The sequence below is a fragment of the Nocardia sp. NPDC019219 genome, from assembly GCF_040632645.1.
Classification (GTDB): domain Bacteria; phylum Actinomycetota; class Actinomycetes; order Mycobacteriales; family Mycobacteriaceae; genus Nocardia; species Nocardia sputorum.
The window spans coordinates 133,203-159,319 of record NZ_JBEYCG010000008.1; the positions used below are offsets into that span (position 1 = coordinate 133,203).

The 26,117-nt window shown below is 69.1% G+C and carries 30 protein-coding genes; 10 read left to right on the forward strand and 20 right to left on the reverse strand.

The window, feature by feature from the left end:
* Positions 1-12: 12 nt before the first annotated feature.
* The 3 genes from ABZ552_RS17160 to ABZ552_RS17170 all read left to right on the forward strand — a co-directional run bounded on the left by ABZ552_RS17160 (position 13) and on the right by ABZ552_RS17170 (position 3,757).
* The gene (locus ABZ552_RS17160; protein ID WP_357438178.1) at positions 13-1,782 is read left to right on the forward strand and encodes a long-chain-acyl-CoA synthetase; all 1,770 of its coding nucleotides are present in this window, start codon (positions 13-15) and stop codon (positions 1,780-1,782) included.
* A gap of 155 nt (positions 1,783-1,937) precedes the next feature.
* Positions 1,938-2,822: a dihydropteroate synthase gene (folP, locus tag ABZ552_RS17165; protein WP_281877759.1), complete on the forward strand. Its 885-nt coding sequence runs from the start codon at positions 1,938-1,940 to the stop codon at positions 2,820-2,822.
* The gene (locus ABZ552_RS17170) at positions 2,819-3,757 is read left to right on the forward strand and encodes a glucosyl-3-phosphoglycerate synthase (protein WP_281877761.1); all 939 of its coding nucleotides are present in this window, start codon (positions 2,819-2,821) and stop codon (positions 3,755-3,757) included. The genes folP and ABZ552_RS17170 overlap by 4 nt, the downstream gene beginning before the upstream one ends.
* A 21-nt stretch (positions 3,758-3,778) precedes the next feature.
* Here ABZ552_RS17170 and ABZ552_RS17175 read toward each other — a convergent pair whose 3' ends face one another.
* From ABZ552_RS17175 to sigE, 9 genes are all read right to left on the reverse strand, one after another.
* Entirely contained in the window at positions 3,779-4,114 is a 336-nt protein-coding gene (locus ABZ552_RS17175; RefSeq protein ID WP_281877763.1) for a hypothetical protein, read from the reverse strand.
* A 224-nt stretch (positions 4,115-4,338) separates the two neighbouring features.
* Entirely contained in the window at positions 4,339-5,415 is a 1,077-nt protein-coding gene (locus tag ABZ552_RS17180) for an XdhC/CoxI family protein (RefSeq protein ID WP_357438183.1), read from the reverse strand.
* A gap of 85 nt (positions 5,416-5,500) precedes the next feature.
* Positions 5,501-5,836 carry a hypothetical protein gene (locus ABZ552_RS17185; RefSeq protein WP_281877766.1) on the reverse strand — a complete coding sequence of 112 codons (336 nt, stop codon included), beginning with the start codon at positions 5,834-5,836 and terminating at the stop codon, positions 5,501-5,503.
* Positions 5,837-5,858: 22 nt separating this feature from the next.
* On the reverse strand, positions 5,859-6,386 hold the full coding sequence (locus ABZ552_RS17190; RefSeq protein WP_281877767.1) for a hypothetical protein: 528 nt from the start codon (positions 6,384-6,386) through the stop codon (positions 5,859-5,861).
* A 498-nt stretch (positions 6,387-6,884) separates the two neighbouring features.
* A complete protein-coding gene (locus ABZ552_RS17195) occupies positions 6,885-7,742 on the reverse strand; it encodes a hypothetical protein (protein ID WP_281877768.1) in 858 nt (285 codons plus the stop codon).
* A 52-nt stretch (positions 7,743-7,794) separates the two neighbouring features.
* Positions 7,795-8,211, reverse strand: coding sequence for a Sec-independent protein translocase protein TatB (gene tatB / locus ABZ552_RS17200; protein ID WP_159848381.1), 417 nt, complete (start codon positions 8,209-8,211; stop codon positions 7,795-7,797).
* 33 nt (positions 8,212-8,244) lie between these two features.
* The gene (locus tag ABZ552_RS17205; RefSeq protein WP_357438188.1) at positions 8,245-9,783 is read right to left on the reverse strand and encodes a trypsin-like peptidase domain-containing protein; all 1,539 of its coding nucleotides are present in this window, start codon (positions 9,781-9,783) and stop codon (positions 8,245-8,247) included.
* A gap of 10 nt (positions 9,784-9,793) precedes the next feature.
* Complete coding sequence (locus tag ABZ552_RS17210) at positions 9,794-10,192, reverse strand: hypothetical protein (RefSeq protein WP_281877771.1); 399 nt, start codon at positions 10,190-10,192, stop codon at positions 9,794-9,796.
* A gap of 61 nt (positions 10,193-10,253) precedes the next feature.
* The gene (sigE, locus tag ABZ552_RS17215) at positions 10,254-10,913 is read right to left on the reverse strand and encodes an RNA polymerase sigma factor SigE (protein WP_281877772.1); all 660 of its coding nucleotides are present in this window, start codon (positions 10,911-10,913) and stop codon (positions 10,254-10,256) included.
* A gap of 278 nt (positions 10,914-11,191) precedes the next feature.
* Between sigE and ABZ552_RS17220 the strand changes: the two genes are divergently transcribed.
* The 3 genes from ABZ552_RS17220 (at position 11,192) to ABZ552_RS17230 (ending at position 12,605) form a co-directional block, all read left to right on the forward strand.
* Positions 11,192-11,830 carry an O-methyltransferase gene (locus tag ABZ552_RS17220; RefSeq protein ID WP_281880763.1) on the forward strand — a complete coding sequence of 213 codons (639 nt, stop codon included), beginning with the start codon at positions 11,192-11,194 and terminating at the stop codon, positions 11,828-11,830.
* Positions 11,831-11,907: 77 nt separating this feature from the next.
* A complete protein-coding gene (locus ABZ552_RS17225) occupies positions 11,908-12,141 on the forward strand; it encodes a hypothetical protein (RefSeq protein WP_159848390.1) in 234 nt (77 codons plus the stop codon).
* A 233-nt stretch (positions 12,142-12,374) separates the two neighbouring features.
* The gene (locus ABZ552_RS17230) at positions 12,375-12,605 is read left to right on the forward strand and encodes a hypothetical protein (protein WP_281877773.1); all 231 of its coding nucleotides are present in this window, start codon (positions 12,375-12,377) and stop codon (positions 12,603-12,605) included.
* 11 nt (positions 12,606-12,616) lie between these two features.
* On the opposite strand, the gene glgC is transcribed toward ABZ552_RS17230, so the two are convergent.
* Positions 12,617-13,831, reverse strand: coding sequence for a glucose-1-phosphate adenylyltransferase (gene glgC / locus ABZ552_RS17235; protein WP_281877774.1), 1,215 nt, complete (start codon positions 13,829-13,831; stop codon positions 12,617-12,619).
* 137 nt (positions 13,832-13,968) lie between these two features.
* On the opposite strand from glgC, the gene glgA reads away from it, so the two are divergent.
* On the forward strand, positions 13,969-15,123 hold the full coding sequence (gene glgA / locus ABZ552_RS17240) for a glycogen synthase (protein WP_281880764.1): 1,155 nt from the start codon (positions 13,969-13,971) through the stop codon (positions 15,121-15,123).
* 9 nt (positions 15,124-15,132) lie between these two features.
* Here glgA and ABZ552_RS17245 read toward each other — a convergent pair whose 3' ends face one another.
* The 9 genes from ABZ552_RS17245 to ABZ552_RS17285 all read right to left on the reverse strand — a co-directional run bounded on the left by ABZ552_RS17245 (position 15,133) and on the right by ABZ552_RS17285 (position 22,864).
* On the reverse strand, positions 15,133-16,008 hold the full coding sequence (locus ABZ552_RS17245; protein WP_281877775.1) for a putative RNA methyltransferase: 876 nt from the start codon (positions 16,006-16,008) through the stop codon (positions 15,133-15,135).
* A complete protein-coding gene (locus ABZ552_RS17250) occupies positions 16,009-16,176 on the reverse strand; it encodes a DUF3117 domain-containing protein (protein ID WP_011211259.1) in 168 nt (55 codons plus the stop codon).
* Positions 16,177-16,317: 141 nt separating this feature from the next.
* The gene (locus tag ABZ552_RS17255) at positions 16,318-16,911 is read right to left on the reverse strand and encodes a DNA-3-methyladenine glycosylase I (RefSeq protein ID WP_281877776.1); all 594 of its coding nucleotides are present in this window, start codon (positions 16,909-16,911) and stop codon (positions 16,318-16,320) included.
* On the reverse strand, positions 16,908-17,228 hold the full coding sequence (locus ABZ552_RS17260; protein WP_063024054.1) for a DivIVA domain-containing protein: 321 nt from the start codon (positions 17,226-17,228) through the stop codon (positions 16,908-16,910). The genes ABZ552_RS17255 and ABZ552_RS17260 overlap by 4 nt, the downstream gene beginning before the upstream one ends.
* Before the next feature lie 19 nt (positions 17,229-17,247).
* On the reverse strand, positions 17,248-18,384 hold the full coding sequence (locus tag ABZ552_RS17265) for a P-loop NTPase (protein ID WP_281877777.1): 1,137 nt from the start codon (positions 18,382-18,384) through the stop codon (positions 17,248-17,250).
* A 19-nt stretch (positions 18,385-18,403) separates the two neighbouring features.
* Entirely contained in the window at positions 18,404-19,267 is an 864-nt protein-coding gene (locus tag ABZ552_RS17270; RefSeq protein ID WP_159848399.1) for a lytic murein transglycosylase, read from the reverse strand.
* A gap of 113 nt (positions 19,268-19,380) precedes the next feature.
* Positions 19,381-20,757, reverse strand: a complete 1,377-nt coding sequence (locus ABZ552_RS17275; protein WP_281877779.1) for a lytic murein transglycosylase — start codon at positions 20,755-20,757, stop codon at positions 19,381-19,383.
* Positions 20,758-20,895: 138 nt separating this feature from the next.
* Complete coding sequence (locus ABZ552_RS17280) at positions 20,896-21,525, reverse strand: DUF1003 domain-containing protein (RefSeq protein ID WP_281880765.1); 630 nt, start codon at positions 21,523-21,525, stop codon at positions 20,896-20,898.
* A 58-nt stretch (positions 21,526-21,583) separates the two neighbouring features.
* Positions 21,584-22,864, reverse strand: coding sequence for a CBS domain-containing protein (locus ABZ552_RS17285; RefSeq protein ID WP_281877781.1), 1,281 nt, complete (start codon positions 22,862-22,864; stop codon positions 21,584-21,586).
* Between the two features lie 62 nt (positions 22,865-22,926).
* On the opposite strand from ABZ552_RS17285, the gene ABZ552_RS17290 reads away from it, so the two are divergent.
* The 3 genes from ABZ552_RS17290 to ABZ552_RS17300 are packed head-to-tail and all read left to right on the forward strand — an operon-like array spanning position 22,927 to position 24,972.
* Positions 22,927-23,883, forward strand: a complete 957-nt coding sequence (locus ABZ552_RS17290) for a CoA ester lyase (protein ID WP_281877782.1) — start codon at positions 22,927-22,929, stop codon at positions 23,881-23,883.
* A 12-nt stretch (positions 23,884-23,895) separates the two neighbouring features.
* On the forward strand, positions 23,896-24,387 hold the full coding sequence (locus tag ABZ552_RS17295; protein ID WP_159847049.1) for a general stress protein: 492 nt from the start codon (positions 23,896-23,898) through the stop codon (positions 24,385-24,387).
* Positions 24,388-24,390: 3 nt separating this feature from the next.
* Positions 24,391-24,972 (forward strand): suppressor of fused domain protein, encoded by a 582-nt coding sequence (locus ABZ552_RS17300; RefSeq protein ID WP_281877784.1) that lies wholly within the window; start codon positions 24,391-24,393, stop codon positions 24,970-24,972.
* Positions 24,973-24,984: 12 nt separating this feature from the next.
* Here the strand turns inward: ABZ552_RS17300 and ABZ552_RS17305 are convergent, their stop codons facing one another.
* On the reverse strand, positions 24,985-26,067 hold the full coding sequence (locus ABZ552_RS17305; protein WP_281877786.1) for a magnesium and cobalt transport protein CorA: 1,083 nt from the start codon (positions 26,065-26,067) through the stop codon (positions 24,985-24,987).
* Positions 26,068-26,117 lie beyond the last annotated feature (50 nt).

Sequence of the window (26,117 nt, forward strand, 5' to 3'; positions counted from 1 at the left end):
AGAGCTGAAGACGTGAGCACCGACGCCCGCTCGACGGTGAGTTTGTTCGACCTCGCCCGTAACCTGCCCGCGATGGCCCTGGACGCTCCCGGCATGCTTCGCAATGCCCTGAGCATGTTGGTGACGCCGGATGCCAAAAGCTCCGTGGGGTTGTACTTCCAGCGCAACGCCCACCGGCACCCGGAGCGCTTGTTCCTGCGCTTCGAGGGCGCGACCTACACCTACGGGGCGGCCAACGCTCAGGTGAACCGGTATGCGAGCGTGCTGGCGGAGCGCGGGGTGCGGCGCGGCGACGTGGTGGGCGTGCTGATGACCAACCGGCCGGAGACGCTGTTCGTCGTGCTGGCGACGGTCAAGCTCGGGGCCACCGTGGGCCTGCTCAATCACCATCAGCGCGACCAAGTGCTGGCGCACAGCCTGGGCTTGCTCGACAGCGTGCTCAACGTGGTCGGCGCCGAATGCTCCGACGCGGTCGGCTCGCTGCCCGAGCCGCCTGCCAACGTCCTCGCCGCCGACGAACTCGATCGGGCGGCCCGCGACGCCGACGACGCCGATCCGCCGAGCTGCGCGGAAGTCACCGCGCGCGAGCGGGCTTTCCTCATCTTCACCTCCGGCACCACCGGATTGCCGAAGGCCAGTGTGATGACCCATCTGCGCTGGACCAAGAGCATGGCCGGACTGGGCGGCCTCGGAATCCGCCTGCGCGGCAACGACACCCTGTATTGCTGCCTGCCGCTGTACCACAACAACGCGCTCACCGTCGCGTTGTCCGCGGTCCTGGCCTCCGGCGGCACGCTCGCCCTCGGCCGGGCCTTCTCCGCGTCCCGGTTCTGGGACGAGGTCATCCGCGAGCAGGCGACGGCGTTCATCTACATCGGCGAATTGTGCCGCTACCTGGTCAACCAGCCGGCCAAGCCGACCGACCGGCAGCACGCGGTCCGGCTCGCCGTCGGCAACGGGCTGCGGCCGGAACTGTGGGACGAGTTCAAGTCCCGGTTCGGCATCGAGCGGATCGTGGAGTTCTACGGTGCGAGCGAGGCGAACATCGCGTTCGTCAACGCCTTCGGCGTGGATCGCACGGCCGGCTTCGGTCCGCTGCCGTATGCCGTCGTGGAGTACGACGAGGAGACCGGAAAGGCCAAGCGTGACAAGAACGGACGCCTGCGCCGGGTCGGCACCGGCGGCGTCGGGCTCCTGCTGGCCAAGGTGACCGACCGCTCGCCGTTCGACGGTTACACCGACAAGGCCGCCTCCGAGGCCAAGCTGGTGCGCGACGGCTTCCAGCGCGGGGACGTCTGGTTCGACACCGGCGATCTGGTCCGTGAGCAGGGCTGGCATCACATCGCATTCGTGGACCGGCTCGGCGACACGTTCCGCTGGAAGGGGGAGAACGTGGCGACCACGGAGGTGGAGGGCGCGCTGAGCAAGGCGGAGTCGGTTGCCCAAGCGGTGGTCTACGGCGTGGACATCCCCGGCACCGACGGTAAGGCGGGCATGGCCGCGGTGACGCTGCGTCCGGGCGCGGAATTCGACGGGACGGCGGTGGCGAAGCTGGCCTACGAGCAGTTGCCCGGGTATGCCGTTCCGCTGTTCATTCGCATCGTCCACGAACTGGAACAGACCTCGACGTTCAAGAGCCGCAAGGTCGAACTGCGCAAGCAGGGCTACACCCCGGACCCCGACAGCACGCTGTATGTACTCGCGGGCCGCACCGAGGGCTACGTCCCCGCCTACGACGACTATGCCGCCGACGTGGCCGCGGGACGTGCGCCGAAGAGCTGACGGACCATCCGCTGAAAGATTCCGGCGCCGGACTGCGCGCTGATCCCGCGTGACCGGACTGGTACGGTCTGGGAATTAGGAGATGCGGGAAGCCGACGCAAATCCCCGTCTCCTGATCTGTAGGGCCTGAATTCGCGGAGAGGCGGGAGAGCGACATGTTCAGCTCGACCGCGGCGCCGCTTCCCACGCTGTGCGGTCGGCCGGTGGCGACGGATCGAGCGCTGGTCATGGCGATCGTGAATCGCACGCCCGACTCGTTCTACGACCGCGGCGCCACCTTCACCGACGCGGCGGCCATGGACGCGGTGGCGCGCGCGGTGGACGAGGGCGCCGACCTCGTCGACATCGGCGGCGTGAAAGCCGGTCCGGGCGATGCGGTGGACGCGGCCGAGGAGGCGCGCCGAGTGGTGCCGTTCGTGGCGGCCATTCGCGCGAAGTACCCGGAGCTACTGATCAGCATCGACACGTGGCGTTCGGAGGTGGCGCGGGCGGCGGTAGGCGAGGGGGCGGATCTGATCAACGACACCTGGGCCGGCGCCGATCCCGCACTCGTCTCGGTGGCCGCCGCGCACGGCGCGGGTGTGGTGTGCAGTCATACCGGTGGCGCGGTGCCGCGCACCAGACCGCATCGCGTCCGCTACGCCGACGTGGTGGGCGAAGTCACCGACACCCTGGTGCGTGCCGCGGAGAACGCCCTCGCGGCCGGGGTGCGGCGGGATTCGATTCTGATCGATCCGACCCACGATTTCGGCAAGAACACTTATCACGGTCTCGAACTGTTGCGCGGAGTCGACGTTCTTGTAAAAACCGGATGGCCAGTCTTGATGGCGCTGAGCAACAAGGATTTCATCGGGGAGACTCTAGGTGTCGGTCTTTCCGAACGGCTGGAGGGCACATTGGCGGCGACAGCGTGGTCGGCGGCGGCAGGCGCCAGAGTCTTCCGTGTCCACGAAGTCGCCGCGACCCGGCGGGTCGTGGACATGATCGCCGCGATCCAGGGCATCCGGCCCCCCGCACGAACCTTGCGAGGTCTGGCATGACATTTCAACACCGTGAGCCCGCCTGGGCGACGACCAATACCTGGGACACCCCGAACTGGCGAGTGGACGAACTCGTCGCCGCCAAAGCCGGGCGCACCGTGTCGGTGGTGCTGCCCGCGCTGAACGAGGAACGGACCGTGGCCGATGTGGTGGCCAGTATCCGGCCGCTGCTCGGGACGTTGGTCGACGAGCTGATCGTCCTCGACTCCGGATCCACCGACGCCACCGCGGAGCGGGCGCGCGCCGCGGGCGCCGAAGTGATCAGTCGCGAGCAGGCGGTGCCGGAGCTGGAACCGGTCCCCGGCAAGGGCGAGGTGCTGTGGCGCTCACTCGCGGTGACCAGCGGCGATCTGATCGCCTTCGTCGACTCCGACCTGATCGACCCGGATCCCGCCTTCGTGCCGAAATTGCTCGGGCCGCTGCTCACGGTCGATGACATGCATCTGGCCAAGGCCTACTACCGCAGGCCGCTGCGGCAGGGCGGCGCGGTGGACGCGCACGGCGGCGGCCGGGTCACCGAACTGGTCGCCCGTCCCCTGCTGGCCGCGCTGCGGCCGGAGCTCTCGCAGGTGTTGCAGCCGCTCGGCGGCGAGTACGCGGGCACCCGCGAGCTGCTCACCTCGGTGCCGTTCGCGCCGGGCTACGGCGTGGAGATCGGGCTGCTGCTGGACACCTACGACCGGCTCGGCATGTCCGCGATCGCCCAGGTCAATCTGGGCGTGCGCACGCATCGCAACCGGCCGCTGGCCGACCTCGGGGTGATGAGCCGCCAGATCCTCGGCACCGTACTCGGCCGCAGCGGCATCCAGGACTCCGGTGCGGCGCTGACCCAGTTCCCCTTGATCGGCGACGAGTTCACCGCTCACCGCACCGAGGTGTCCCTGGTGGACCGCCCGCCGATGAGCACGCTGCGGCCCGCGTGCGCGGCGGCCTGAACCGCCGGTGCGCGGCTTCGGTCAGGCCCCTTCCGGATGCGGGTCGCGCATGTAGCCCGCTTCGATAAGTGTGCGGAAGGCCGCGTACTTGTAGACGCACTCGGAGGGTTCGCAGATCCGGTGGCGCTGCATGAGTTCGTGGGCCTCCGCCACGGTCAGCGGCTCGATCGGTACGTGCTGTGGCCTGCCGATCGGGCAGGTCGGCAGCAGGGGCGCGGGCATCCGCTCCACGAGCGCTTGCTGGGCGACGCCGACCCGGCGTCTCCGGTTCGCCGGTCCATACAGCAACCCGATGGTGGCGACCAGGCTCGCCGCGCCGGCGAGCGAGCAGAGGACGGCGATCTGGGTGGCGGTCACGGCGCTTTCTCCTCTCGGTGGTACGGGCCGGGCAGAGCGTGGCGGGGCCGAAGCGCGAACGCACCGTCACCTACTCATAGTTAATTTTCGGCAAATCAAGTGTGGGCCGCGGTAGCACGCCGTGCAAGGGGAAAACTAGGTGCTGCCGCCGGATGTGCGGCTCTGTTGGCGGGTATTCCCGTCGGTCGATGGTCCAATCCGCTTGGCAGGATAACTTCTAGCAATCAGCGGTGAATGGGGCCGTCGGTACGGTCGAGCGGGAGACCGGAAGCGCCGCCGCGCTCGGCCAGGATCTGCGCGGCGATGGAGATGGCCGTCTCGTCCGGCGTCCGCGCGTCGAGGTCGAGCCCGACCGGACTGCGCAGTCGGCCGAGCTGGTCGTCGGTGACGCCGGCGGCCCGCAGTCGCTCGACGCGCTCGGCGTGCGTCCGGCGTGATCCGAGGGCTCCGATGAAGCCGATGCGCGGGCACGACAGCGCCGTCAGCAAGGCGGGCACGTCGAATTTGGCGTCATGGGTGAGCACGCAGACGACGGTGCGCTGGTCGATCCGGCCCGACCGCTGCTCCTCGGCCAGATACCGGTGCGGCCAATCCACGACGACCTCGTGGGCGGCGGGGAACCGGGCGGGGGTGGCGAAGGTCTCGCGGGCGTCCACGACGGTCACCCGGTAGCCGAGCGAACGGCCGGTGCGGCTGAGCGCACGCACGAAATCGTTCGCGCCCGCCAGGATCATCCGCGCCGGGGCGGCGAAGACCTGGACGAACGTGCGGGGTCGCGGTGAACCGTGCGCCGCGCATTCGTCGGCGCCCACCACACCGCAGCGGCCCGCGTCGAGCAGCGCCCGCGCGTCGCGGTCGACGCCGTGCCAAGCTTCACCATCGCCGGGGGTGAGCAGCTTCCATTCGGGTGCGACGTCCAGTGTGGTCGCCACAGCGACGGGAGAGCCTTCCTGGATCCGCTGCCGTAACGCCGCGAGCAGTGGGAGCCGTTCGCCCGAGACGCGCTCGACGAACACTTCGATTTCGCCGCCACAGGTCAAGCCCACCGCGGGCCCGTCGGAGTCGGCGTACCCGAACCGATCGGTCACCGCGTCGCCGCCGTCCAGCACTTCCCGCGCGGACGCGACGACGGCGGCCTCGACGCACCCGCCGGACAGCGAGCCGTGGACGTCGCCGGACTCGGTGACGATCATCGCCGCTCCGGGTTCCCTGGGCCCGGGGCCGGTCGTGTCCACCACGCGGGCCAGGGCGACCGGTCCGTGCGGCAGCAGGGTGAGCAATTGCCCGAGTATCGCGCGCACCGGAACCGGTCCTTTCCCGAGGGGGTCCGGCCGCAGCGCATCGGGCCCGAGACGATGGGCGGATTCCGCCGTACCGTCAGCCTAGTTATTTGAACGCTATTCGGCGCGGCAACGACGACGCAGGGGCCGCGCCACGTTCGGTTCCGTCCTCGTCCCGGGTGTCGTCGCTCTCGGGGTGGGGGTGCTCGACGTCCGAACCCGCGGAATCCGCCGCCTCGGTGCCGTCGGCTTCCGGCTCGTCCGGCTTCGGTTCGTCGTCCGCCTCGGACGAGGTGGCCGATTCTTCGTCGGCGAGCCGGGCCTGCAGGTCGGCGACGGTCAGGTGAGCCTTCGATCCCGCGGGCCGCAGCAGCACGCTGAGGAGCAGTCCGAGCAGACCCAGCGCCAGGACGGCGCCGCCGATGAGCAATAGCGGATTCACGATTTCCTCCTTGCCGGACACCTCACGCGTCCGTTTCGCGGAGTTGTAGATGGGACGGGACGGCGTCGGTCTCGAAATACGCCGTGAAGATCTCGGCCGCCTGCTCGGCGGTGAACAGCTCGTCCGGATAGACGCGCGGGGTGGGCACGCAGGACGGGACCGGCACGTCGACCTCGGGCGGGCCGAGCCGGTCGCCGCGCAGGCCCACGGTGAAGCGGTGCGGCCTGCCGTCGACGGCGGTGCGCACCTCCAGGGTCAGCGCGTCCGCCGAGCCGGTGCACTGCAAATACTCCCGACCGGGTGCGGAGCTGAGCGCCGGGTCGATGTCGGCGGGCCGCATCGGCTCGGCGAGTCGGGTCATGTTCACCGAGTAGCGGTGGAAGCCGTCCAGCCTGCCAAGCGGGCGCAGAAAGCTGTCGATGGCCTCGCCGCGGCCGACGAAGACGCGCAAGCGGTCGCTGTAGGTCACCCGGTGGGTGGTCACTGCCGGGTTACCGGTCCGGGCCACGCGGCCGTGCGGCCGGTGCCGGAACACGGAGAGAAGGGACACGGAACTCGCAGACATCGACCTTCGATCACGCATCAGAGTTCACCTATCACATGCGGTTATCGTCCAGCTATTCAATCATCTATGTATGAACGCGCTTGCGCGAGGTGTGGTGATCTGAGACACATAGGCATATGGCCGCGCGACTGACGCTGGGGATCCGTTGTGATCAGGTTGATTGGCCGGGGAGGTGGCTTCCCGTTGGACGGTTCACGCGATACGCGCTGCGCTACCTCTCGCCGGTACACTCTCTTCTTACGGTGTCCGATCGTTTGCTGAATCTTATTGCCCCCGTGCAACCGACGCGCCCATGAGCACTCGAACGCGGGCGGTCGAATCCCGCTGCCGGATAGGGCGAATGGACCCGAGGGTCCAGGCTGCGAACGAGGTGAAACGCTGAGCCACCGGCTTCGCGTTGCCCCCGCCGCACGGGAAACCGGTTGTTCGTCGCGTCACGCGATCCGATGCCGCGCTTGCGGGCCCCCTCGTATGACCCGAGGCTCAGCGGCGCACACCCGTTGCCGGAGACCTGTTTTCGGGGTCGTGCCGGTAGACCGGCGTGAGCAGTTCGGCCTCCAGGGGTTCGCCCGTGGCACGGTCGAAGCGACAGGCGATCAGCACCGAGAACAGATGATTGCTCGCCCGCTCGTGCAGCGTGGCCAACCGGGTGGCGAGCAGCCGGATCGCGCCGAGCGAGCCGGGCGGATGCATGCCATCGATCATCAACACGCTGCCCCGCCCGTCGGGCCGGGGAAGCCTGCCCAGATAAGCGATGTCGTGCGGTTCGGGTCCGCCCGGCCGGTACACCCGCCGGGCCGCCCGGTCCTCGATTCCCCGGCGCGCGTCACCCATTCTCGCCACCGCGCGGCGCAATCGCGGATCGGCGGCGACCAGCTGACGCAGACTGGGCGACAGTTCCGGGCCGCCGAGCACGATCAGGCCGTCCCGCCGCAGGTCGATCGGGCGGCCCGGTAGGAAATGCTCGACCGCCACATTGAAGCCGAGTTCGCGTAGGAGCTCGGCCAAGCGCTGCGGCGCCGCGGGATCGGGCGCGCCGATCACCCGTCCGGCGCGCACCTCGGGGACGAGCACGGTGAGCGAACCGTGCCCGAAGAACAGTCCTTCCGGCGCTGGTCCCTGGGTACTCACCTGGTGGATGCGGGCGCGGGAAAGGCCCGCCGCCGCACCGATTCTCGCGAACGTCCAGCCTTCGGCATGGAGCTCCCGGATCACGGCACGCCGAATCCTGGTCAGTTCGTTGATGGTCTGCTGGGCCGCCGCCACCCCGTCGGTGGCCGCTTTCAGTCGCTCGACCTTGTCCTCGATCGCGAACACGCGCGCCACGTCATCGGCCGACATGTGCGAAGTCTAGACAGCTGAACAGCTCTATGCGTCTAGTCTTCTTGACGGCTCAGGTGGCGTCGGTGTCGATCGGGGGACGTTCGTTGCGGTCCAACGGCTTATCCAGCTTGGGCATCGGATAGTCCGGCATCCCGCTGTTCGTGCTGTACAGGTCCTTCGGATCGGGCAGCGCGCTGTCCAAATTCCGGAGCAGTGAATCGTCGCCGTTGAGAAGGTGTTTGGTCACCATCGCCCGTGGGGTCATGCCGCGCAGTTCGTTCAGGTCGGCCAGCGGCTTGCGCAGGTCCTCGAACTCCGGCCCGAGCTCCTCCCGCAGCTGCGAGGTGGCGCCACTCGCGTAATCGCGCACCTGTCGCAGGCTGCGCGTGGTCCAGCGCACGGCACCGGGCAAGCGCTCCGGGCCGAGGATGACGAGGGCGGCGACGAGCAGGATGACCATCTCGCTCCAGCCGATGTTGCTGAACACGTAACCAGGCTACCTGGCGATCCGACCTGCGGTTCAGTCGGATTCCAGGGTCACCGGCACGTCCACCTGCCTGCCATCGCGGATCAACTGCACGTTCACCGTTTCGCCGATCTTGCGCGACTGGACCGCGACGACCAGTTCGTCGGGACCGGTGACTTCGCGATCGCCGACCTTCACGATCACGTCGCCCTCCACGATTCCGGCGCGTGCCGCGGGACCGCCCGCCACGACGTCCGCCACCGCCGCGCCGCTCATCACCTCGTTGGCCACCTGCTTGGTGCGCGCGCTGAGGCCGATGGTCGGGTGGTGCATGACACCGTCCCGGATCAAGGTCTGCGCGACCTCGATCATCTTGTCCACCGGGATAGCGAAGCCGAGGCCGACCGAGCCGCCCGTTTCGCTGCGGATGGCGGTGTTGATGCCGATGACCCGGCCGTCCATGTCCACCAGCGCGCCGCCGGAGTTACCCGGGTTGATCGACGCGTCGGTCTGCACGGCGTCGATCACGGCCTTGGTGTCGCTGCCCTCGCCCTCCAGTTTCACCGGGCGGTGCAGGGCGCTGACGATGCCGGAGGTGACCGTCTTGCTCAGGCCGAGCGGCGAACCGATGGCCAGCACGTCGTCACCGACCTGGACGTTGCCGGATTTGCCGAGCTGGGCGACGGTGAGATTCTTCACATCGACCTTCAGCACGGCCAGGTCGGTCTTCGGGTCGCGGCCGACGATCTGGGCGGGCACCCGGGTGCCGTCGGAGAACTGCACCTGGATCGCGGACCGGTTGGACTTGTCCTGTGCGGCCATCGAGATGACGTGGTTGTTGGTGACCACGTAGCCGCCGCCGTCGATCACCACGCCGGAGCCGGTGGCGCCGTTGTCGCCGACGGTGACCCGGATGGAGACGACCGAGGGCAGCACGGCATTGGCGACCTGCGCGATGAGGCCGTGCGGGCGGGTGCCGTCACCGCTCTGCTCCAGGGTCACTTTGCGCGAGGTGAGCGTCGAGGCGGTTTCCGCGGTCAATCGCCCGACCAGCCCGCCGAGCAGGCCGATGACGACGGCGACGAGCGCCAGCAGGGCCAGCGCCTTGGGGGCGACCCGGGAGCCGAACAGCACTTCGCGGGCGCTCAGCTTCGCGGCCTGCGGAAGCGTCTGCTGCTTGGGTGTGGGCACCGCGGGGGCGCCCAGGCGCGCGACCGCCTCGGGATCACGCCACGGATCGGCCGGTCCGGCCACCGGGGCCGGGCCGGATGCCGCGTCGGGGTCGCGCTGGAGCAGTTCGCTGGAGCCTTCCGGGCGGCCGAAGGCCTCGGCCAGCACCGCGTCGGGCGGACGATTCTGCAGTTCGGGACCGGATTGCGACGCCGAACCCGCCTTACGGAGCGGCAGCGGCTCGGCGAACGAACCGGAGAGGCCGGACGGCCTGCGGAAGGCGCGCGCGGTGTGCGTGTCGACATGGGGCCGGTAGACCGGGCGCGGACCGAGCACGGGTGCGTCCGGAGGACGGAGATTCCCGCGGTCGGCCGCCGAATCCGAGGTGTCGGCCGATCCGGAATTCGTCGATTCGGTGGTCACTCGGAAAACTCTACTTGCGCCACCACGTGGTCCACCGGGTCGCGGTGAACGAATCGGTGAGAAATCCGAAAACCGCCTCGTTGCGCCCGGACTGACCGGAGGCCGACGAGGGCGTTGTGCCACTGGAAGCGGCGCCCGGCAGTTCCGCGAGCGGAATTCTGGTCAAGCTGTCGTGCAGCCCCGTCGGAATCGCGACCTGGCCCGCGTGCCGCAGCGCGATGCGCGCCTGTTGCTGGGCATCGACCTCCGCCGCGCACTCGGGACACAGCGAGAGATGCTGAGCGGCACGCAGATAGGCGTTCATCCGCAGCTCACCGTCCACGTACGCCGCGACCGCCTCACTCGCCAAATGCTCGGTGGGGCGAAAACGGGGCGGACGACGACCGGACGTGCTGGAGTCGCCACTCATTCGGTGCTCACCCTTTCAACCGACATCGACCGAGGTTCGGGCGATGCCGGCGTCCGACGAATCACCCTATGTTCGCGTCAGCGGCGAACCGCTGCTCACTTCCATTATGCGCAAGGTAGTCGCGCAGGGCCTGACGTCCACGGTGGATCCGACTGCGCACAGTGCCCAGTTTCACGCCGAGCGTAGCGCCGATCTCCTCATAGGACAGCCCCTCGATGTCACACAGGACCACGGCCGCGCGGAACTCCGGCGCGAGCGAATCCAGAGCCGATTGCAGGTCCGGATCCAGCCGTGCGTCGTGGTAGGCCTGCTCCGGGCCGGGGCCTTCGGCGGGCACCCGGTCGTAGTCCTCGGGCAGCGCTTCCATCCTGATCCGGTTGCGGCGGCGGACCATGTCCAGGAACAGGTTGGTCGTGATGCGGTGCAGCCACCCCTCGAAGGTGCCCGGCTGGTAGTTCGACAGCGAACGGAAGACCCGGATGAACGTCTCCTGGGTCAGGTCCTCCGCGTCCTGGGCGTCGCCGGACAGGCGGTAGGCCAGGCGATAGACCCGGTCGGCGTGCTCGCGGACGAGTTCGTCCCACGTGGGCATCGCCGACCGGTCACCGGTGGCATCGAAGGCAGCGGTACCGGTCAGCTCGGCCGGGTCCTCGACGGAGTCGGCTTCGACCGGCAGGATCTGCTCGGGCAGGGTGGCGTATTCGCGCGCCGCATCGACCATGTGGATGGGGCTACCTCCTACTAGGGACCGCAAACGTCGGGACTCGCTCGGCCCGGGTCTGCGGACCGTCACGTAGGGATACAACCGACAACTGGTATGTCGTTGTTCCCGCGTCCCGTGTAAACACGGTCGGTGGTCTTGCGTTGCCCATACTCTTTCTGGTCCTGATATGGCCGGGTTATGGAGATCCTGAGGGTCACCTGAGAAAACCGGCGGCGGAAATGGCGGGCGGCGCGTGTTGTCCGGAACGCCGAGATCACCCGCCCGGCGTTAGCCTCATACCCGTGGCATCGAATCTGGAGCGGAATCTCGCCTACGTGGAGGAATCCGTCGTGGAAGACGAAATCCTCGTCAGCGCGCGGGAACGGGCCACCGAACTCGGCGTGGTACCCGTGCCGCCCTCGGTGGGCGCGCTGCTGAGCATGTACGCGCAGCTGCTCGGCGCGCGGGCGGTGGTCGAGGTCGGCACCGGCGCGGGCATCAGCGGGTTGTGGCTGCTCGACGGCATGCGCGAGGACGGCACGCTGACCACCATCGATTCGGAGCCGGAGCATCAGCGCGCGGCCAAGGAGGCGTTCCGCGCCGCCGACATCCCGCCGGCCCGCACCCGGCTGATCAACGGACGCGCGCTCGACGTGCTGCCCCGGCTGGCCGACGGCGCCTACGACTTGGTCTTCATCGACGCCGCGCCGCTGGAGCATCCCGAGTACGTCGCCCAAGCGGTGCGTCTGCTGCGCGACGGGGGCGCGATTCTCCTGCACAACGCGCTGCTGGGCGGACGGGTACCCGATCCGGCGCAACGCGATCCGGCCACCCAGGCGGTGCGCGCCGCGACCCGCGCCATCGCGGAGAACCCCGAACTCACCTGTGTGCTGATTCCGGTCGGCGACGGATTGCTCTGCGCCGCACGGGGTTAGGAATTCGCGCGCGAGTCTGATTCCACCCCGGAATCCGGGGTATGCGCTGAGAAAGAAACTCAGTGAGGAAAGCAGTTATGCGTGAATTAACTCCCATCGAAGTAGCGGTCATGGGGGATGTGGTGACCGAACGGCGCACGAGTTGGTTGCGGCCGACGATGTTGGCCCTGCTGTTCGTGATCCTGGGCGCCGTGCTGGTGATGGTGGTGGTGAGCAACACCGATTTCGACACCGGCCCCGAGAAGACCACTCCGCCGCCCGGCCCCTGCGAACCGTTCTGCACCCAGAACGTCGCCCCGCCCGCGCAGTAATCCTGCCGCCGACAGCGGCTCCCGGTCCGGCCGAATAGGCTTGGCGCCGAAGTTTTTCCGGAATTCGAGCCGCCGCGCTCACTTCTCATCGCCCATGCGCCCTCCGAGGGAGGGCGGCCGACTCGCGAAAAAGCCACCGAAAAGCCACGGTTCGGCGCAAGGCGCAGCGAAACGCCGATGATCGCCGATACTGGTGTAGGCATGTTCCGAGTGGATCCGGAAGCGGGTGCGACGTGGTGATGATGATGTTCCTCTGGGACGAAGACGAGCGTCGTCCCAAGCCGCTCCATTGGGGCCGGACCATGATCGCTTTCGCCGGGGTGCTGTTGTTCGCCGTGCTGATGGTCTATTTGGTGAGCACCGCCGATTTCGGCAAAGACTCGAGAACGACCGTGCCGCGCACGCCTGGCCCCTGCGCGCCGTTCTGCATCGGCTCTCCCGCACCCGAGCCGGGCGGGCCCTGAGTACCGCGCGACTACACCCAGACGCCTTTGCCGACCGTGACAACCCCGCCGTTGCTCACGGCGAAGCGGGTGCGGTCGCGCGCCAGGTCCACACCGATGATCTCGCCCTCGCCGACGACCACGTTCTTGTCCAGAATCGCGCGCCGCACCACCGCGCCGCGCCCGATCCGCACCCCGGGCATGAGCACGCATCCTTCCACGGTGGCGCCGTCGTCGACCACGACGTTAGCGCTGAGCACCGAGTTCCGGACGGTCGCGGCGGACAGGATGCTGCCCGCGCCCACGATGCATTCCTGCGCCAGCCCGCCCTGCGCGAACTTCGCGGGAGGCAGGTTCTCGGCCGCCCCGCGGATCGGCCAGTGACGGTTGTAGAGGTTGAACACCGGGTGCACCGAGACCAGGTCCATGTGCGCGTCGTAGAACGCGTCGATGGTCCCGACATCGCGCCAATAGCCGCGGTCGCGGTCGGTGGCGCCGGGCACGTCGTTGTCGGCGAAGTCGTAGACGCCGGCCTGTCCGGACGCGACGAGGGCCGGGATGATGTCGCCGCCCATGTCGTGGTCGGAGTCGGCGTTGTCCGCGTCCGCCCGGATCGAGTCCACCAGCACTTTGGTGGTGAAGACGTAGTTGCCCATGGACGCGAACGTGACGTTCGGGTCGTCCGGGGTGCCGGGCGGATGCGCGGGTTTCTCCAGGAACTGCGTGATGCGGCCGGAATCGTCGCTGTCGATGCAGCCGAACGCGCTCGCCTCGCTGCGCGGCACCCGGATCCCCGCCACGGTCACGCCCGCGCCGGAATCGATGTGGTGGCGCACCATCTGCTCCGGGTCCATGCGGTAGACGTGATCCGCCCCGAAAACCACGATGTAGTCCGGGTCCTCGTCGTAGATCAGGTTCAGCGACTGCATGATCGCGTCCGCGCTGCCGGTGTACCACCGCGGCCCGAGCCGCTGCTGGGCGGGCACCGGGGTGATGTACTCGCCCGCGAAACCGGACAGCCGCCAGGTCTGCGAGATGTGCCGGTCGAGCGAGTGCGACTTGTACTGGGTGAGTACGCACAGCCGCAGGAAGCCCGCGTTGACCAGGTTGCTGAGGACGAAGTCGATGAGGCGGTAGGCGCCGCCGAACGGGACGGCGGGCTTGGCGCGGTCGGCCGTGAGTGGAAAGAGTCGCTTGCCCTCGCCACCGGCGAGCACGATCCCGAGTACGTGCGGCTGGCTCCTCACACCTGCCAAACTACCGGGTGGAACGCCTGTGAGTGGCCGCCGCGGAGCTGAACGTCTAGTTTGAATCGGTGAGTTTCGGCACGGATGGCGGACGTTCGGCGGTGGATTCCGACGAGCGGGACCGGCTTCGCGTCGCGATGCTGACCCGCGAGTATCCCCCCGAGGTGTACGGCGGCGCGGGGGTGCACGTCACACAGCTGACGGCGCATTTGCGTCATTTGTGCGAGGTGACCGTGCACTGCATGGGCGTCGACCGCGCCGACGCCGTGGTCCATCAACCGGATCCGTCGCTCTACGCCGCCAACGCCGCGCTGCAGATGATGTCCGCCCAGCTCCGGATGGCCGACGCGGTGGGCGATGTCGACGTGGTGCACTCGCACACCTGGTACAGCGGCTTGGCCGGGCATCTGGCCGCGACGCTCTACGGTGTCCCGCACGTGCTCACCGCGCATTCCCTGGAGCCGCGCAGGCCGTGGAAGGCCGAGCAGCTCGGCGGCGGCTACCGGCTGTCGTCCTGGTCGGAGCGCAACGCCGTCGAGCACGCCGACGCCGTCATCGCCGTGAGCGAGGGCATGCGCCGCGACGTGCTCGACGCCTATCCCGCGGTGGATCCGGATCGGGTCCACGTGGTGCACAACGGCATCGACGGCACGGTCTGGCATCCCGGCCCGGTGACCGGTGACGAGCCCTCGGTGCTCGACCGGCTCGGTGTGCGCGCGGATCTTCCCATCGTCGCCTTCGTCGGCCGCATCACGCGCCAGAAAGGTGTCGGTCACCTCCTGGCCGCCGCCCGCCACTTCGACCCCGGCATCCAGCTCGTGCTGTGCGCGGGCGCGCCGGACACGCCCGAGTTGGCGCAGGAGGTCACCGCGGCGGTCCAGGAGCTGCGGCAGCGGCGCGGTGACGTGTTCTGGGTGCGCGAGATGCTGCCGACCGAACAGATCCGGCAGATCCTTGCCGCCGCGTCGCTGTTCGTGTGCCCGTCGGTGTACGAACCGCTGGGCATCGTCAACCTGGAGGCGATGGCCTGCGCCACCGCCGTGGTCGCCTCCGACGTGGGCGGCATTCCCGAGGTGGTCGACGCCCGCAACGGACGGCTCGTGCACTACGACGCGGGAGCTGCGGCGGACTACGAACACGGGCTGGCCGCCGCCGTGAACGAGGTGGCCGGCGCTCCGGAACTGGCCGCGCGGCTCGGGGCCGCGGGCAGGCAGCGGGCGATCTCCGAGTTCGACTGGTCGCGCATCGCCGCCCGCACGGTCGCCGTCTACGACGAGGTCAGGAAAGGCTGAATCCGGCGATCAGGCGGCCGGACGGTAGGTGCCGACGACGACCGACGCGGTCACCTCGACGGACTCCGGCAGCCGCGCGAGACGCTCACGTCCCGCGTCCGCGTGATGAGCGGACGGACCCATGCCGACCACGTGCGCGACATCGGTTCCGGCGAGCGTCATCGGGTACTCCACCAACGTCCGGTCGACCGGCTCGAAATGCCCCGCCATCGCGACGTCGAGCCTGCGATCCTTGTCGGGATCGACCCGGACCATGTCCAACGGCTCGATCAGCTCCCCGAGGTGGCGCTCGGTGGGAGTGACCACGACGAAGCAGCCGTCCGCCGCGAGCACCCTGGCGATCTCGCCGGGATTGCGCGGGGCGAAGACGGAGAGCACGCAGGCCAGCGCGCCGTCTCGGATCGGCAACCCGCGCCAGGCGTCGGCCAGCACCGCGGCCGCGCGCGGGTGGGCGCGCGCGCACCGACGGACGGCGGGTTTGGCCACGTCCAGTCCGATGCCGACCGCCGGGGGAGCGGCGTCGAGCGCACGGGCGAGGTAGTAGCCGGTACCCGCGCCGATCTCCAGCACCGGGCCGTCGCAGCGGCGCGCCGTGGCGGCGTGCGTCACCGCGTCGGCGATCGGCGCGAAGTGGCCTTCGTTCTGAAAGGCGGCACGGGCGTCGAGCATGGCCGCGGTGTCGCCCGTCATCTTGGTCGACGCACCGGTCAGCAAGCTGACATAGCCCTGCCGGGCGATGTCGAAGCTGTGACCGCGACCGCAGCGCAGTGCTCGATCTCGCGATTCGAGCGCGAGCGGCGCGGCGTCCTGGTGTGCCCGCAGACATTCGGGGCACGCCAGCACGCCGGCCGCGACGGCGAGAGCCGAGTGGTCAGCCGGGGCCACTCAGCTCGTGACGCTCTTCAGTTCGTCACCGAGCGCCGCTGCCTCGTCCGGCGTGAGTTCGACGACCAGACGCCCGCCACCCTCGAGTGGAACCCGCATCACGATTCCACGCCCTTCTTTGGTTGCCTCGAGGGGACCGTCCCCGGTGCGGGGCTTCATGGCCGCCATCCTCTGCTCCCTCCAGATCTGCGCGGTCTGCTGCGCACTTTCTTGGAACTCCAGTTGTCACCAACCAGTGAGCTCGCCAGCGTTTGGCGAGCTACACCCGTCCCATTCTTCCCTATCGCCGATGTGGACGGATAGCTGAGTTCAAAAAGTGACCGGTCGGCCCGTGTCGAGCGAGTCGCTGCCCACCCAGCAATCGGCCAGGTGGTCGTCGACCATTCCGGTCGCCTGCATCAGGGCATACGCCGTGGTGGGTCCGACGAACCGGAATCCGCGCCGTTTCAATTCTTTTGCCAGCGCGACGGATTCGGGGGTGGTCGCGGGCACGTCGGCGCCGGAGCGCGGGCGCGGGCGCGGCGGCGGGGCGAACGACCAGAGCAACTCGTCCAAGCCGACGTCGAGATCGCGGGCGACACGGGCGTTGGCGATAGCCGCGTCGATCTTGCTGCGGTTGCGGACGATGCCCGCGTCGGCCATCAATCGGGCGACGTCGTCGTCGCCGAACTCCGCGACTCGCTCGATGGAGAACCCGGCGAAAGCCGCGCGGAAGGCGGGACGTTTGCGCAGGATGGTCAGCCACGACAGGCCGGATTGGAAGGCCTCCAGGCACAGGCGCTCGAACAAGGCGTCGTCACCGTGCAGAGGCTTGCCCCACTCGTAGTCGTGGTAGTCCCGATACAGCTGCGAGTCCAGCGGCCAAGCGCAGCGGATCAGCCCGTCGTCCGCGGGGGCGCTCACTTCGACTCCGGCGCGATCGGCGTCTGCCACCGCGCGGCCTGCGCCTCGGCGAGTTGGTGCTGGAGTTCGTCGATCCGCGCGGCCAGCCGGGCCAGCGCCCAATCCACCTCTCCGGCTTTGTAGCCGCGCACGACCTGCTGGAAACGCAACGCGCGCACGTCCGCCCCCGTGATCCCGTCCACCGGCAACACGGTGGCCGTCGTCCCCTCCGGCAGCGGCCCGAGTTCCTCGGACCGCCCGAACACCGCACTGGCGAGCAGGAACAGCACCGCGGCGACCAAGCCGACGATCAGCACGTACAGCAGCATGGTGAGCATGGCACGAGCTTATGCGGGGTTACAGGTGCCGGGTGGTGTCGATGCCGAGCGACATGCCTGCCAGGCCGCGGCGGCGGACGGCGAGCTTGTCGGCGACCTCGAGCAGAGCCTTGGCGGCGGAGTTCTCCGGATCGCGCAGCACGATGGGGGTGCCTTCGTCGCCCGCTTCGCGCAGAGCCTGTTCGATGGGGATCTGGCCGAGCAACGGCACGGTGGCGCCCACGGCGCGGGTGAGCCGGTCGGCGACGGCCTGGCCGCCGCCGGAGCCGTACAGGTCCATCCGGGTGCCGTCCGGCAGGTCGAGCCAGGACATGTTCTCCACCACGCCCGCGATGCGCTGGCGGGTCTGCAGCGCGATCGCGCCCGCCCGCTCGGCGACCTCCGCTGCGGCCGGCTGCGGGGTGGTGACCACCAGGATCTCGGCGTTCGGGATCAGCTGCGCGATGGAGATCGCGACGTCGCCGGTGCCGGGCGGCAGGTCGAGCAGCAGGATGTCCAGGTCGCCCCAGAACACGTCGGCGAGGAACTGCTGCAGCGCCCGGTGCAGCATCGGGCCGCGCCACACCACGGGCGTGTTGCCCTGGGTGAACTGCGCGATGGAGATCATCTTCACGTCGTGCGCGATCGGCGGCATGATCATCCGCTCGACCTGGGTGGGCCTGGCGTCGGTGCCGAGCATCCGCGGGATGGAATGGCCGTAGATGTCGGCGTCCAGCACGCCGACCGACAGCCCCCGCGCGGCCATCGCGGCGGCCAGGTTCACCGTGACGCTGGACTTGCCGACGCCGCCCTTGCCGGAAGCGACCGCGTAGACCCGGGTCAGCGAGCCGGGCTGGGCGAACGGGATGACCGGATCGGCCGAGTCGCCGCGCAGCTGCTTGCGCAGTGCGGTGCGCTGCTCGTCGTCCATCACATCTAGGTCGACGGTGATGGCGCCCACACCGGGCACGTCGGCGACGGCCCTGGAGACCCGCTGCGTGATCTCGGTACGCAGGGGGCATCCCGCCGTCGTCAGATAGATCTCTACGTGGACATCGCTGTCGGCGCCGATCACGACGCTTTTCACCATGCCCAGCTCGGTGATCGGCTTGCGGATCTCCGGGTCGTCGACCTTCGCGAGGGCACCCCGCACATCCGATTCCGTAACGACTGGCATGGCAGGAATTTTAGGCGTGTCAAATTTTGGGCAAGTCCGCGGCCCGGGGTGCGACCCCCGTGCTGTAGGAAGTCTCCCAGGCCATGACGTTCGCGACGTACGCCATGGAGTGGTTGTACCGCAGGATCGCCTTGGACTGTTGGGCCAGGTCGCGCATGTTCAGGCCGCCGTCGCACAGGTACTTCCCGGCCGTCAGAGCGGCGTCGAAGAGATTCTGCGGATCGGCGATGCCGTCGCCGTTGCCGTCGGCCGCGTAGCGCTTCCAGGTGTCGGGCAGGAACTGCATCGGCCCGATCGCGCGGTCGTAGCCGTCCAGGCCGTCGAGCGCGCCGTCGTCGGAGTCCCGGACGACGTGGTTGCCGGTGAGCGAGCCGTCCAGCACCGGGCCGTAGACGGGGCTCAGCGGATTGCCGTCGGCGTCGGCTTTGCCGCCGAACGCGTGGGTGGACTCCACCCGTCCGATGCCGGCCAGCAGCGACCACGGCATGCCGCATACCGGGTTCTCGGCCGCCAAGACGCGTTCCGCGTTCTGGTACGCCGCGACGGCCACGCCGGGAACGCCGAGCGGCCCGGCCGGCATCGCGGCCGGTTGCCGACCATTAGGCAGCGCAACGGTTTTCACCAGCGGTGTCGCGGTGGGCGCGGCCTTGGCCATGGCGTGCGCGACGAATTCGGCCGCGGCGACGGGCTCGGCGGCCGCCTGCGGGCGGGCGCCCTGGACGCTCTGGTCGTCCGGCGTCTGGACCGCGGCCGCGAGGGGTACGGCGTCGCCGACCTCGGAGGCTGCCGTGACGGATACCAGCCCGGCGGGAACCAGTCCGGTCAACGCGATGACGGAACTCCGTCTGGCGGTGGCAGGCGGTTGTTTTCGATGACGCCCCACGGTGTGGTGACCCTCCCATGACTCGCTGTGAGCCGTTTGTTACGGACCAAGGGAGAGGCTACCGCATCCGAGACCTTTTTGTTACTGCTTCGTGATCTGATGTGAGGTTTGAATCACTGCGGGGGAGCCGGTGGCGCGGGAAGGGGGATGACGATGCCGAAGGGCAAGGTTATCCCGGGTTGCGGCGTGGGCGTGGACGCGGCGTCGGGCACCGGTTCGGGTTCCGGCGCGGGCGGTGTGGTGGTGGCCGGCTCGGTATCGCCGCCGCGGGGCGCGGTATCGGGAGCGGGCGGATCGCCCGGGAGGGGTACGGATTCGGTCGTGGCGAGTGTGGTGTCGGGCTGTGCGCATCGGGCGGCTGCCTGGTCCGGGGCGCCGGGCTGACCCATGGTTCCGGTATCGGCGGGCTTGGCTCCGTTGGCGGGTCCAGCCGGGCCGGGGGTTTGGGCCGGTGCGGCGCCATAGGGTTGCTGCGGGGCTAGTGGTACGCGTGCGGTCCCGGGTAGGTCGGGGAACGGCATCGGCGCGGGAACCGACTGTCCCACACATGGATCGACCGGCGGGGGCGGGCAGAAGATCCCGCAAGGGATCGGCGGCAGGCCCGGGATCGTGATCATCACCGTGGTCGGCGCGGGCCGCGGCCGCGGCCTCGGAGCCAGGCCCGCTGCCCGTGCCTGCTCGTCCGGATCGATGGCCGGCGTCTGGGTGCGCACCGCGCTCATGTCCGGACTCGGCGAGAGCGTGCCCGGCGCCACCAGATCCGGCGAGATCCGCACCTGCGTCGGCGAACCACCCGTCCGATACGCCGCCGACCAACTCAGCACATTGGCCGCGTACGCCATCGAGTTGTTGTACCGCAACACCGCCCGCAACTCCTGCGACCCGTCTCGCAGATCCAGACCCCCCGAACACAGGTACTTCCCGGCCGCCAACGCCGCATCGAACACATTGTGCGGATCGGCCACCCCGTCCCCGTTCCCATCCGCCCCGTAGGCACTCCACGTGCCGGGCAGGAACTGCATCGGCCCCAACGCCCGCACATACCCCCCGTCCGCCGCCTTGATCACCTCGTTACCCGGCAGACTCCCATCCAACGCCGGACCGAAGATCGGCGCCACCGTCGTCCCCGCCGCATCCGTGCGCCCACCACGGGCGTGCCCCGACTCGATCCGCCCGATCCCCGCCAGCAAACTCCACGACAACCCGCACCCCGGCGTCGAGGACGCCAACGCCAACTCCGCGTTCCGATACGCCGCCAACACCACCTCGGGAATCCCGAGCGCACCGCCCGCCGAGGGCAACCTCATCTCCTGCAGCGGGACCGAACCCGCGAACGGCGCCCCGGGCGTCACCGCCCGCAATCGCCGCGGACCCTCCGCCGTCGCCGGCAACAACCCCACCACCCGCGACTCCGCGCTCGCCGCCGCCAGCACCTCCGGCGCACGCGGCGCCGGCTCACGCACCGGCGTCTGCACCCCCGAACCACTCACCACCGCACCAGCAACAACCAAAGCCGAGACCGTTATCGGAGCAGATACACGCATTCGGCCACACCCAATCCTCGACGTCGTGGGAGCGGCTGTCCGGGACATCCCCTGCCCTGGCCGCTCTGGACAACGTTGTCCAGGTTACCCACCAGTCAGGTCCTTATTCGGCATTTCTGGTTGATCATCGGTTACCGACGGTGAAACCGATGCCGGAGCGGGCTTTCGGCCGGAGCTTTTCTTGCGGCCGCCCTTTCCTCCGCTTTCCGACCGGATCTCGTGTTCAGGGGATTCCGTGGCCTCGATCCGGTCCAGAATCCCTTTCAGCTCATCCAATTCCCGGCGCAGGTAATCCCGCGTCGCCACTTCGCCGACCGCGAGGCGCAGCGCGGCCAGTTCGCGGGCCAGAAACTCGGTGTCCGCCTTGGTCTGAGCGGCCCGCACCCGGTCCTCCTCCAGAGCGACCCGGTCCCGGTTGTCCTGCCGGTTCTGCGCCAGCAGGATCAGCGGCGCCGCGTAGGCGGCCTGGGTGGAGAACGCCAGGTTCAGCAGGATGAACGGGTACGGATCCCAGCGCAACGCGACTACGAAGACGTTCAACGCGATCCAAACCAGCACCACGATCGTTTGCACCGCGAGATACCGGCCGGTCCCTAGGAATCGCGCCACCCGCTCGCTGCTGCGGGCCAGTGCCTCGGCGTCCCATTCCAATCGGAACCGGCCCTCCACCGGCGTCTCCAGACGCTGGCGGGCCCTGCTGTGACCGAGCCGCACGCCCGGGTCGTTCTCGCTCACGGTCTGTCCTTTCGGGCGGGTGCGGGGCTCCGCGCGGTCACGCTCCGCCCCGCTCGTCGGTCTCTTCCTGGTCGCGCCAGTCCTCGGGCAGCAGATGGTCGAGGACGTCATCGACGCTGACCGCGCCGAGCAAGTGGTTCTCCTCGTCCACCACCGGTCCGCACACCAGGTTGTAAGTCGCGAAATACCGCGTCACGGCGGCCAAGGGGAGTTCGGGGCGCAGCGGCGAGAGATCGGTGTCGAGAATGCCGCCCACCAGGTGGGCGGGGGGTTCACGCAGCAGCTGCTGGATGTGCACCGAACCCAGGTAGCGGCCCGTCGGCGTCGCTGTGGGGGGACGGACCACGAACACCATGGAGGCCAGCGCGGGCGTCAGGTCCGGGTTGCGCACCCGCGCCAAGGCTTCGGCCACCGTCGTGGACGGCGTCAGGATGATCGGTTTCGGCGTCATCAGACCGCCCGCGCTGTAGGGGGAGTGCTCGAGCAGCCTGCGCACCGGCTCGGACTCCTGCGGGTCCATCAGGGCGAGCAGCGATTCGGCCTCGCCCTCGGGCAGCTCGCCCAGCAGGTCGGCGGCGTCGTCGGGGTCCATCGCCTCCAGGACGTCGGCGGCCCTGCGCACCTCCAGATGACCGAGCAGATCGACCTGCTCGTCGTCCGGCAGCTCCTGCACCACGTCGGCCAGACGTTCGTCGTCCAGCGCGACGGCCACCTCGATCCGCCGTTTCTCCGGCAGCTCCCGCAGCTGCTGCGCCACGTCGGCCGCGCGCATGCCCTCGAACCCTTCGAGCAGTTGCGTGACGTCCTGTCCGGGCCTGCCGATCTCGTAGGGCGTCAGGCCGGACACCCTGGTCCAGTCCACGACGTGCACCGTGCGCCTGCGGCCCAGCCTCCGGTGCCCGCGCACCGCGACCCTGCTGACCAGCCAGTCCCTCGAACGGGTCTGCTCGATGCCGAGATCGACCACGTGGACGTCCACGCCCGTCAGATCCGGCAGGTCCGGGTCCTCGACCCGCACCACCGAGTCGACGACCTGCGCCAGCGCGAGCATCTCGCCCGGACGCTGCGTGAACCGCCGCAGGCTGACCGTTCCGGTGTTCAGCGTGACCACGCCGGGTTCGATCGCGGTGATCCGCAGGATCGGCACGAAAATACGCCGCCGGGTGGGCAATTCGACGACCAATCCGTGCACGCGGGGCTGCTGGCGGTCGGAGCGGACGGCCACGACGACGTCACGAATGCGGCCGATAGACTCGCCGTCCGGTCCCAGCACCGCCAAACCGGCCAGCCTGGCGACGTACACCCTGGTAGCTGCCATGCTGCCAGGCTAGATGTTCGCGGGCGGGTGTTCGCACCCCGCCACGATCGACGGGAGTGATCATGAAGCCGCGCCGTTCGGTGCTCGCCTGCCCGGGCAGCAACACGAAGATGATCGAGAAAGCCAAGACCCTGCCCGTCGACGAGGTGTTTCTCGATCTGGAGGACGCGGTCGCCCCGGTCGCGAAGGCCGAGGCGCGGGCGAACATCGTCGCGGCGCTGAACGACTCCGGGTGGGGAACGCAACTGCGTGTGGTCCGGGTCAACGACTGGACCACCGAATGGACCTACGCCGACGTCATTTCCGTGGTCGAGGGCGCGGGCGCCGCGCTGGACGCGATCCTGCTGCCCAAGGTGACCGACGCGGGGCAGGTGCGCGCGCTGGACCTGCTGCTGTCCCAGCTGGAGAAGACCTGTGGCCTGGACGTCGGCCGGATCGGGATCGAGCCGCAGATCGAGAACGCGCTGGGGTTGCGCAACATCGACGCCATCGCCACCGCCAGCCCCCGGGTACAGACCCTGGTCTTCGGCCCGGCGGACTTCATGGCCAGCATCAACATGCGGACCCTGGTGGTCGGTGAACAGCCGGAGGGCTACGACACCGGCGACGCCTACCACCACATCCTGATGACCATCCTGCTCGCCGCCCGCGCCCACGGTCTGCAGGCGATCGACGGCCCGTACCTGCAGATCCGGGATGTCGAGGGCTTCCGGCGGGCCGCCGCGCGCACGGCCGCGCTGGGATTCGACGGCAAGTGGGTGCTGCACCCCGGCCAGATCGAGGCGGCGAACGAGATCTTCAGCCCGCGCCAAGCGGACTACGACCGCGCGGAGGAAATCCTCGACGCCTACGCCTTTCACACCTCGGCGGCCGGCGGCGCGCGCGGTGCGGTGATGCTCGGCGACGAGATGATCGACGAGGCCAGCGCCAAAATGGCCCATGTGATCGCGGAAAAGGGCCGGGCGGCCGGAATGACGCGCACCACGCGTTTCACACCACCGCAGGATGCGCCGGAATAGCAGAATGGAGCTATGACGAATCCCTTGGGGAACTCGAGCCGTGCGCGGCCGGGCCTCCCGACGCCACCGTCGGGCTGGCCGGTCGGCTCGTATCCGACCTATGTCGAGGCGCAGAAGGCGGTCGACTATCTGGCCGACAACCAGTTCCCGGTGCAGGACGTGACCATCGTCGGCGTCGACTTGATGCAGGTGGAGCGGGTTCTCTATCGGCTGACCTGGGGCAAGGTGATCGGCGGCGGCGTGGTGTCGGGCGCCTGGCTCGGCCTGTTCCTCGGCCTGCTGCTCAGCCTGTTCACCACCAGCGGCGCGCTGGGTCCGCTGCTCGTCGGCTTGGTCGGCGGCGTCATCTTCGGCGTCATCTCGACCTCGATCCCGTACGCCGCGACCAGGGGGCAGCGCGATTTCGCGTCCACCATGCAACTGGTGGCGGGCCGCTACGACGTGCTGTGCGATCCGAAGTCGGCCGAGCAGGCGCGGGACATGCTCGCGCGGCTGGCGATCTGACGCATGGAAGTGCTGGAGACGGTCCGCACCGAGGTGCTGGGCCATTTCGGCGTGGACGCCGCGCAGGTGGACGCCGCGTCGGTCACCTTCCTGGGTTTGGAGCCGATCGAGATCCTGCGCATCGTCGAGGGCGATCTGGTGCACTACGTGACGCTGGGCGGCAGCAGGCATCCGATGGGCGATCCCGCGGCGGTGCACGCCGATCCGGTGCGCGGGCCGCGCGCGGAACTGGTGCTGACGTTGCGGTCCGGGGTCGGCGCCAGCTCGGGCCTGGCCAAGTCGCTCGGCGTGCTGGCCGCGGCGCCGGTCGTGGAAGGCGTTGTGCTGCAAGCCGACGCGCTGCTGGATCTGGGTGAGCCGATGTGGCGCGACGCGCCGTTCACCGCCGTTCTGCTCGGCGACAGCGACATCCCGGCGGTGCCGCTGCCCGACCCGGCCGAGCCGGTGCGGTATTTCGCGGTGACGCCGGTGACCGCCACGGAGGCGGCGTGGGTCCGGGTCCGTGGTGCGCAGGCGCTGCGGGAGGCCTGGCAGGAAGCCGGGATCGACGTGCGCGATCCGAGACGCGGCGCCGCCAGTTTGTGATCCGCCGCCCGGTTAGAGCCACTTGTTGCGCCGGAAGGTGAAGAACAGTCCGGTGCAGATGACGATGATGAGCGCCCAGACCATGGGATAACCCCAGACCTGGTGCAGTTCGGGCATATGGTCGAAGTTCATTCCGTAGATGCCCGCGATCATCGTCGGCACGGCCGCGATCGCCACCCACGCCGAGATCTTGCGCATGTCGGTGTTCTGCTGCACGCCGATCCGGGCCAGCGCGGCGCTGATCAGCGCGCTGAGCGCCTCGTCGAAGTCGTTGATCCGTTCCGCCACGGCGGCGTGATGCTCGGCGACGTCGCGCAGATAGCGCCGGACCTCCTTGGGCACCGGCAGATCCGGTTTGTGACTGAGCTGCTCCAGCGGGGCGGCGAGCGGATTCACCGCGCGCCGCAACTCGACCACCTCGCGCTTGAGCTGGTAGATCGACTCCACGGTGACCTTGCTGCGCGGGGTGAAGATCTCCTCTTCCATCTCGTCGATGTCGTTCTCGACGGACTGGGCCACGTCGATGTAGGAGTCCACCACCCGGTCGGCGATCGCGTGCAGGACCGCGCCGGGGCCCAAGGCCAGCTGCGCGGGGGCCTCTTCCAGGGCCTTGCGTACCTCGGCCAGTCCGGAATGCTCACCGTGCCGGACCGCGACCACGAAGTCCGGACCGGTGAACACGATGATCTCGCCGGTCTCCACGATCTCGCTCACGCTGTCGATTTCGTGCGGGACGTAGCTGACCGTGCGCAACACCAGCAGCAGCGAATCGTCGTAGCGTTCCAGCTTCGGCCGCTGATGGCGCTGCAGGGCGTGTTCGGTGGCCAGTTGGTGCAACCCGAACGTCTCGGCGATGTCGGCCATCTGTGTGGCGTCCGGATCGTGCAGGCCTACCCAGACGAATCCGGTGTCCTCCTCGCGGGCCCGGGCGAGTGCCGCCTGGTGGGTGAACCGGCCCGGCAGGCGTTCGCCGTCCACGTACACCGCGCAGTCGACGATCGCCTGCGCCGTGGGCACCGGGATGAATCGCTGCTCGGGCTGCGCTGGTGATCGGCCGGATCCACGAAGTGAGGAAAGCGGAGAAAAGGACGGCACGGTGACGATGCTACGTCGCCGCAGGCCGGCGGATGGTCGCCTGCGCGTGC

Bases quoted from the DNA above. Each gene is read 5' to 3' on its own strand.
- folP (WP_281877759.1), top strand. From the start codon at position 1,938: ATGTTCAGCTCGACCGCGGCGCCGCTTCCCACGCTGTGCGGTCGGCCG.
- ABZ552_RS17170 (WP_281877761.1), top strand. From the start codon at position 2,819: ATGACATTTCAACACCGTGAGCCCGCCTGGGCGACGACCAATACCTGG.
- ABZ552_RS17195 (WP_281877768.1), bottom strand. From the start codon at position 7,742: ATGTCGGCCGATGACGTGGCGCGCGTGTTCGCGATCGAGGACAAGGTC.
- ABZ552_RS17210 (WP_281877771.1), bottom strand. From the start codon at position 10,192: ATGAGTGGCGACTCCAGCACGTCCGGTCGTCGTCCGCCCCGTTTTCGC.
- sigE (WP_281877772.1), bottom strand. From the start codon at position 10,913: ATGGTCGATGCGGCGCGCGAATACGCCACCCTGCCCGAGCAGATCCTG.
- ABZ552_RS17225 (WP_159848390.1), top strand. From the start codon at position 11,908: ATGCGTGAATTAACTCCCATCGAAGTAGCGGTCATGGGGGATGTGGTG.
- glgA (WP_281880764.1), top strand. From the start codon at position 13,969: ATGCTGACCCGCGAGTATCCCCCCGAGGTGTACGGCGGCGCGGGGGTG.
- ABZ552_RS17250 (WP_011211259.1), bottom strand. From the start codon at position 16,176: ATGGCGGCCATGAAGCCCCGCACCGGGGACGGTCCCCTCGAGGCAACC.
- ABZ552_RS17260 (WP_063024054.1), bottom strand. From the start codon at position 17,228: ATGCTCACCATGCTGCTGTACGTGCTGATCGTCGGCTTGGTCGCCGCG.
- ABZ552_RS17265 (WP_281877777.1), bottom strand. From the start codon at position 18,384: ATGCCAGTCGTTACGGAATCGGATGTGCGGGGTGCCCTCGCGAAGGTC.
- ABZ552_RS17285 (WP_281877781.1), bottom strand. From the start codon at position 22,864: ATGGCAGCTACCAGGGTGTACGTCGCCAGGCTGGCCGGTTTGGCGGTG.
- ABZ552_RS17290 (WP_281877782.1), top strand. From the start codon at position 22,927: ATGAAGCCGCGCCGTTCGGTGCTCGCCTGCCCGGGCAGCAACACGAAG.
- ABZ552_RS17295 (WP_159847049.1), top strand. From the start codon at position 23,896: ATGACGAATCCCTTGGGGAACTCGAGCCGTGCGCGGCCGGGCCTCCCG.
- ABZ552_RS17300 (WP_281877784.1), top strand. From the start codon at position 24,391: ATGGAAGTGCTGGAGACGGTCCGCACCGAGGTGCTGGGCCATTTCGGC.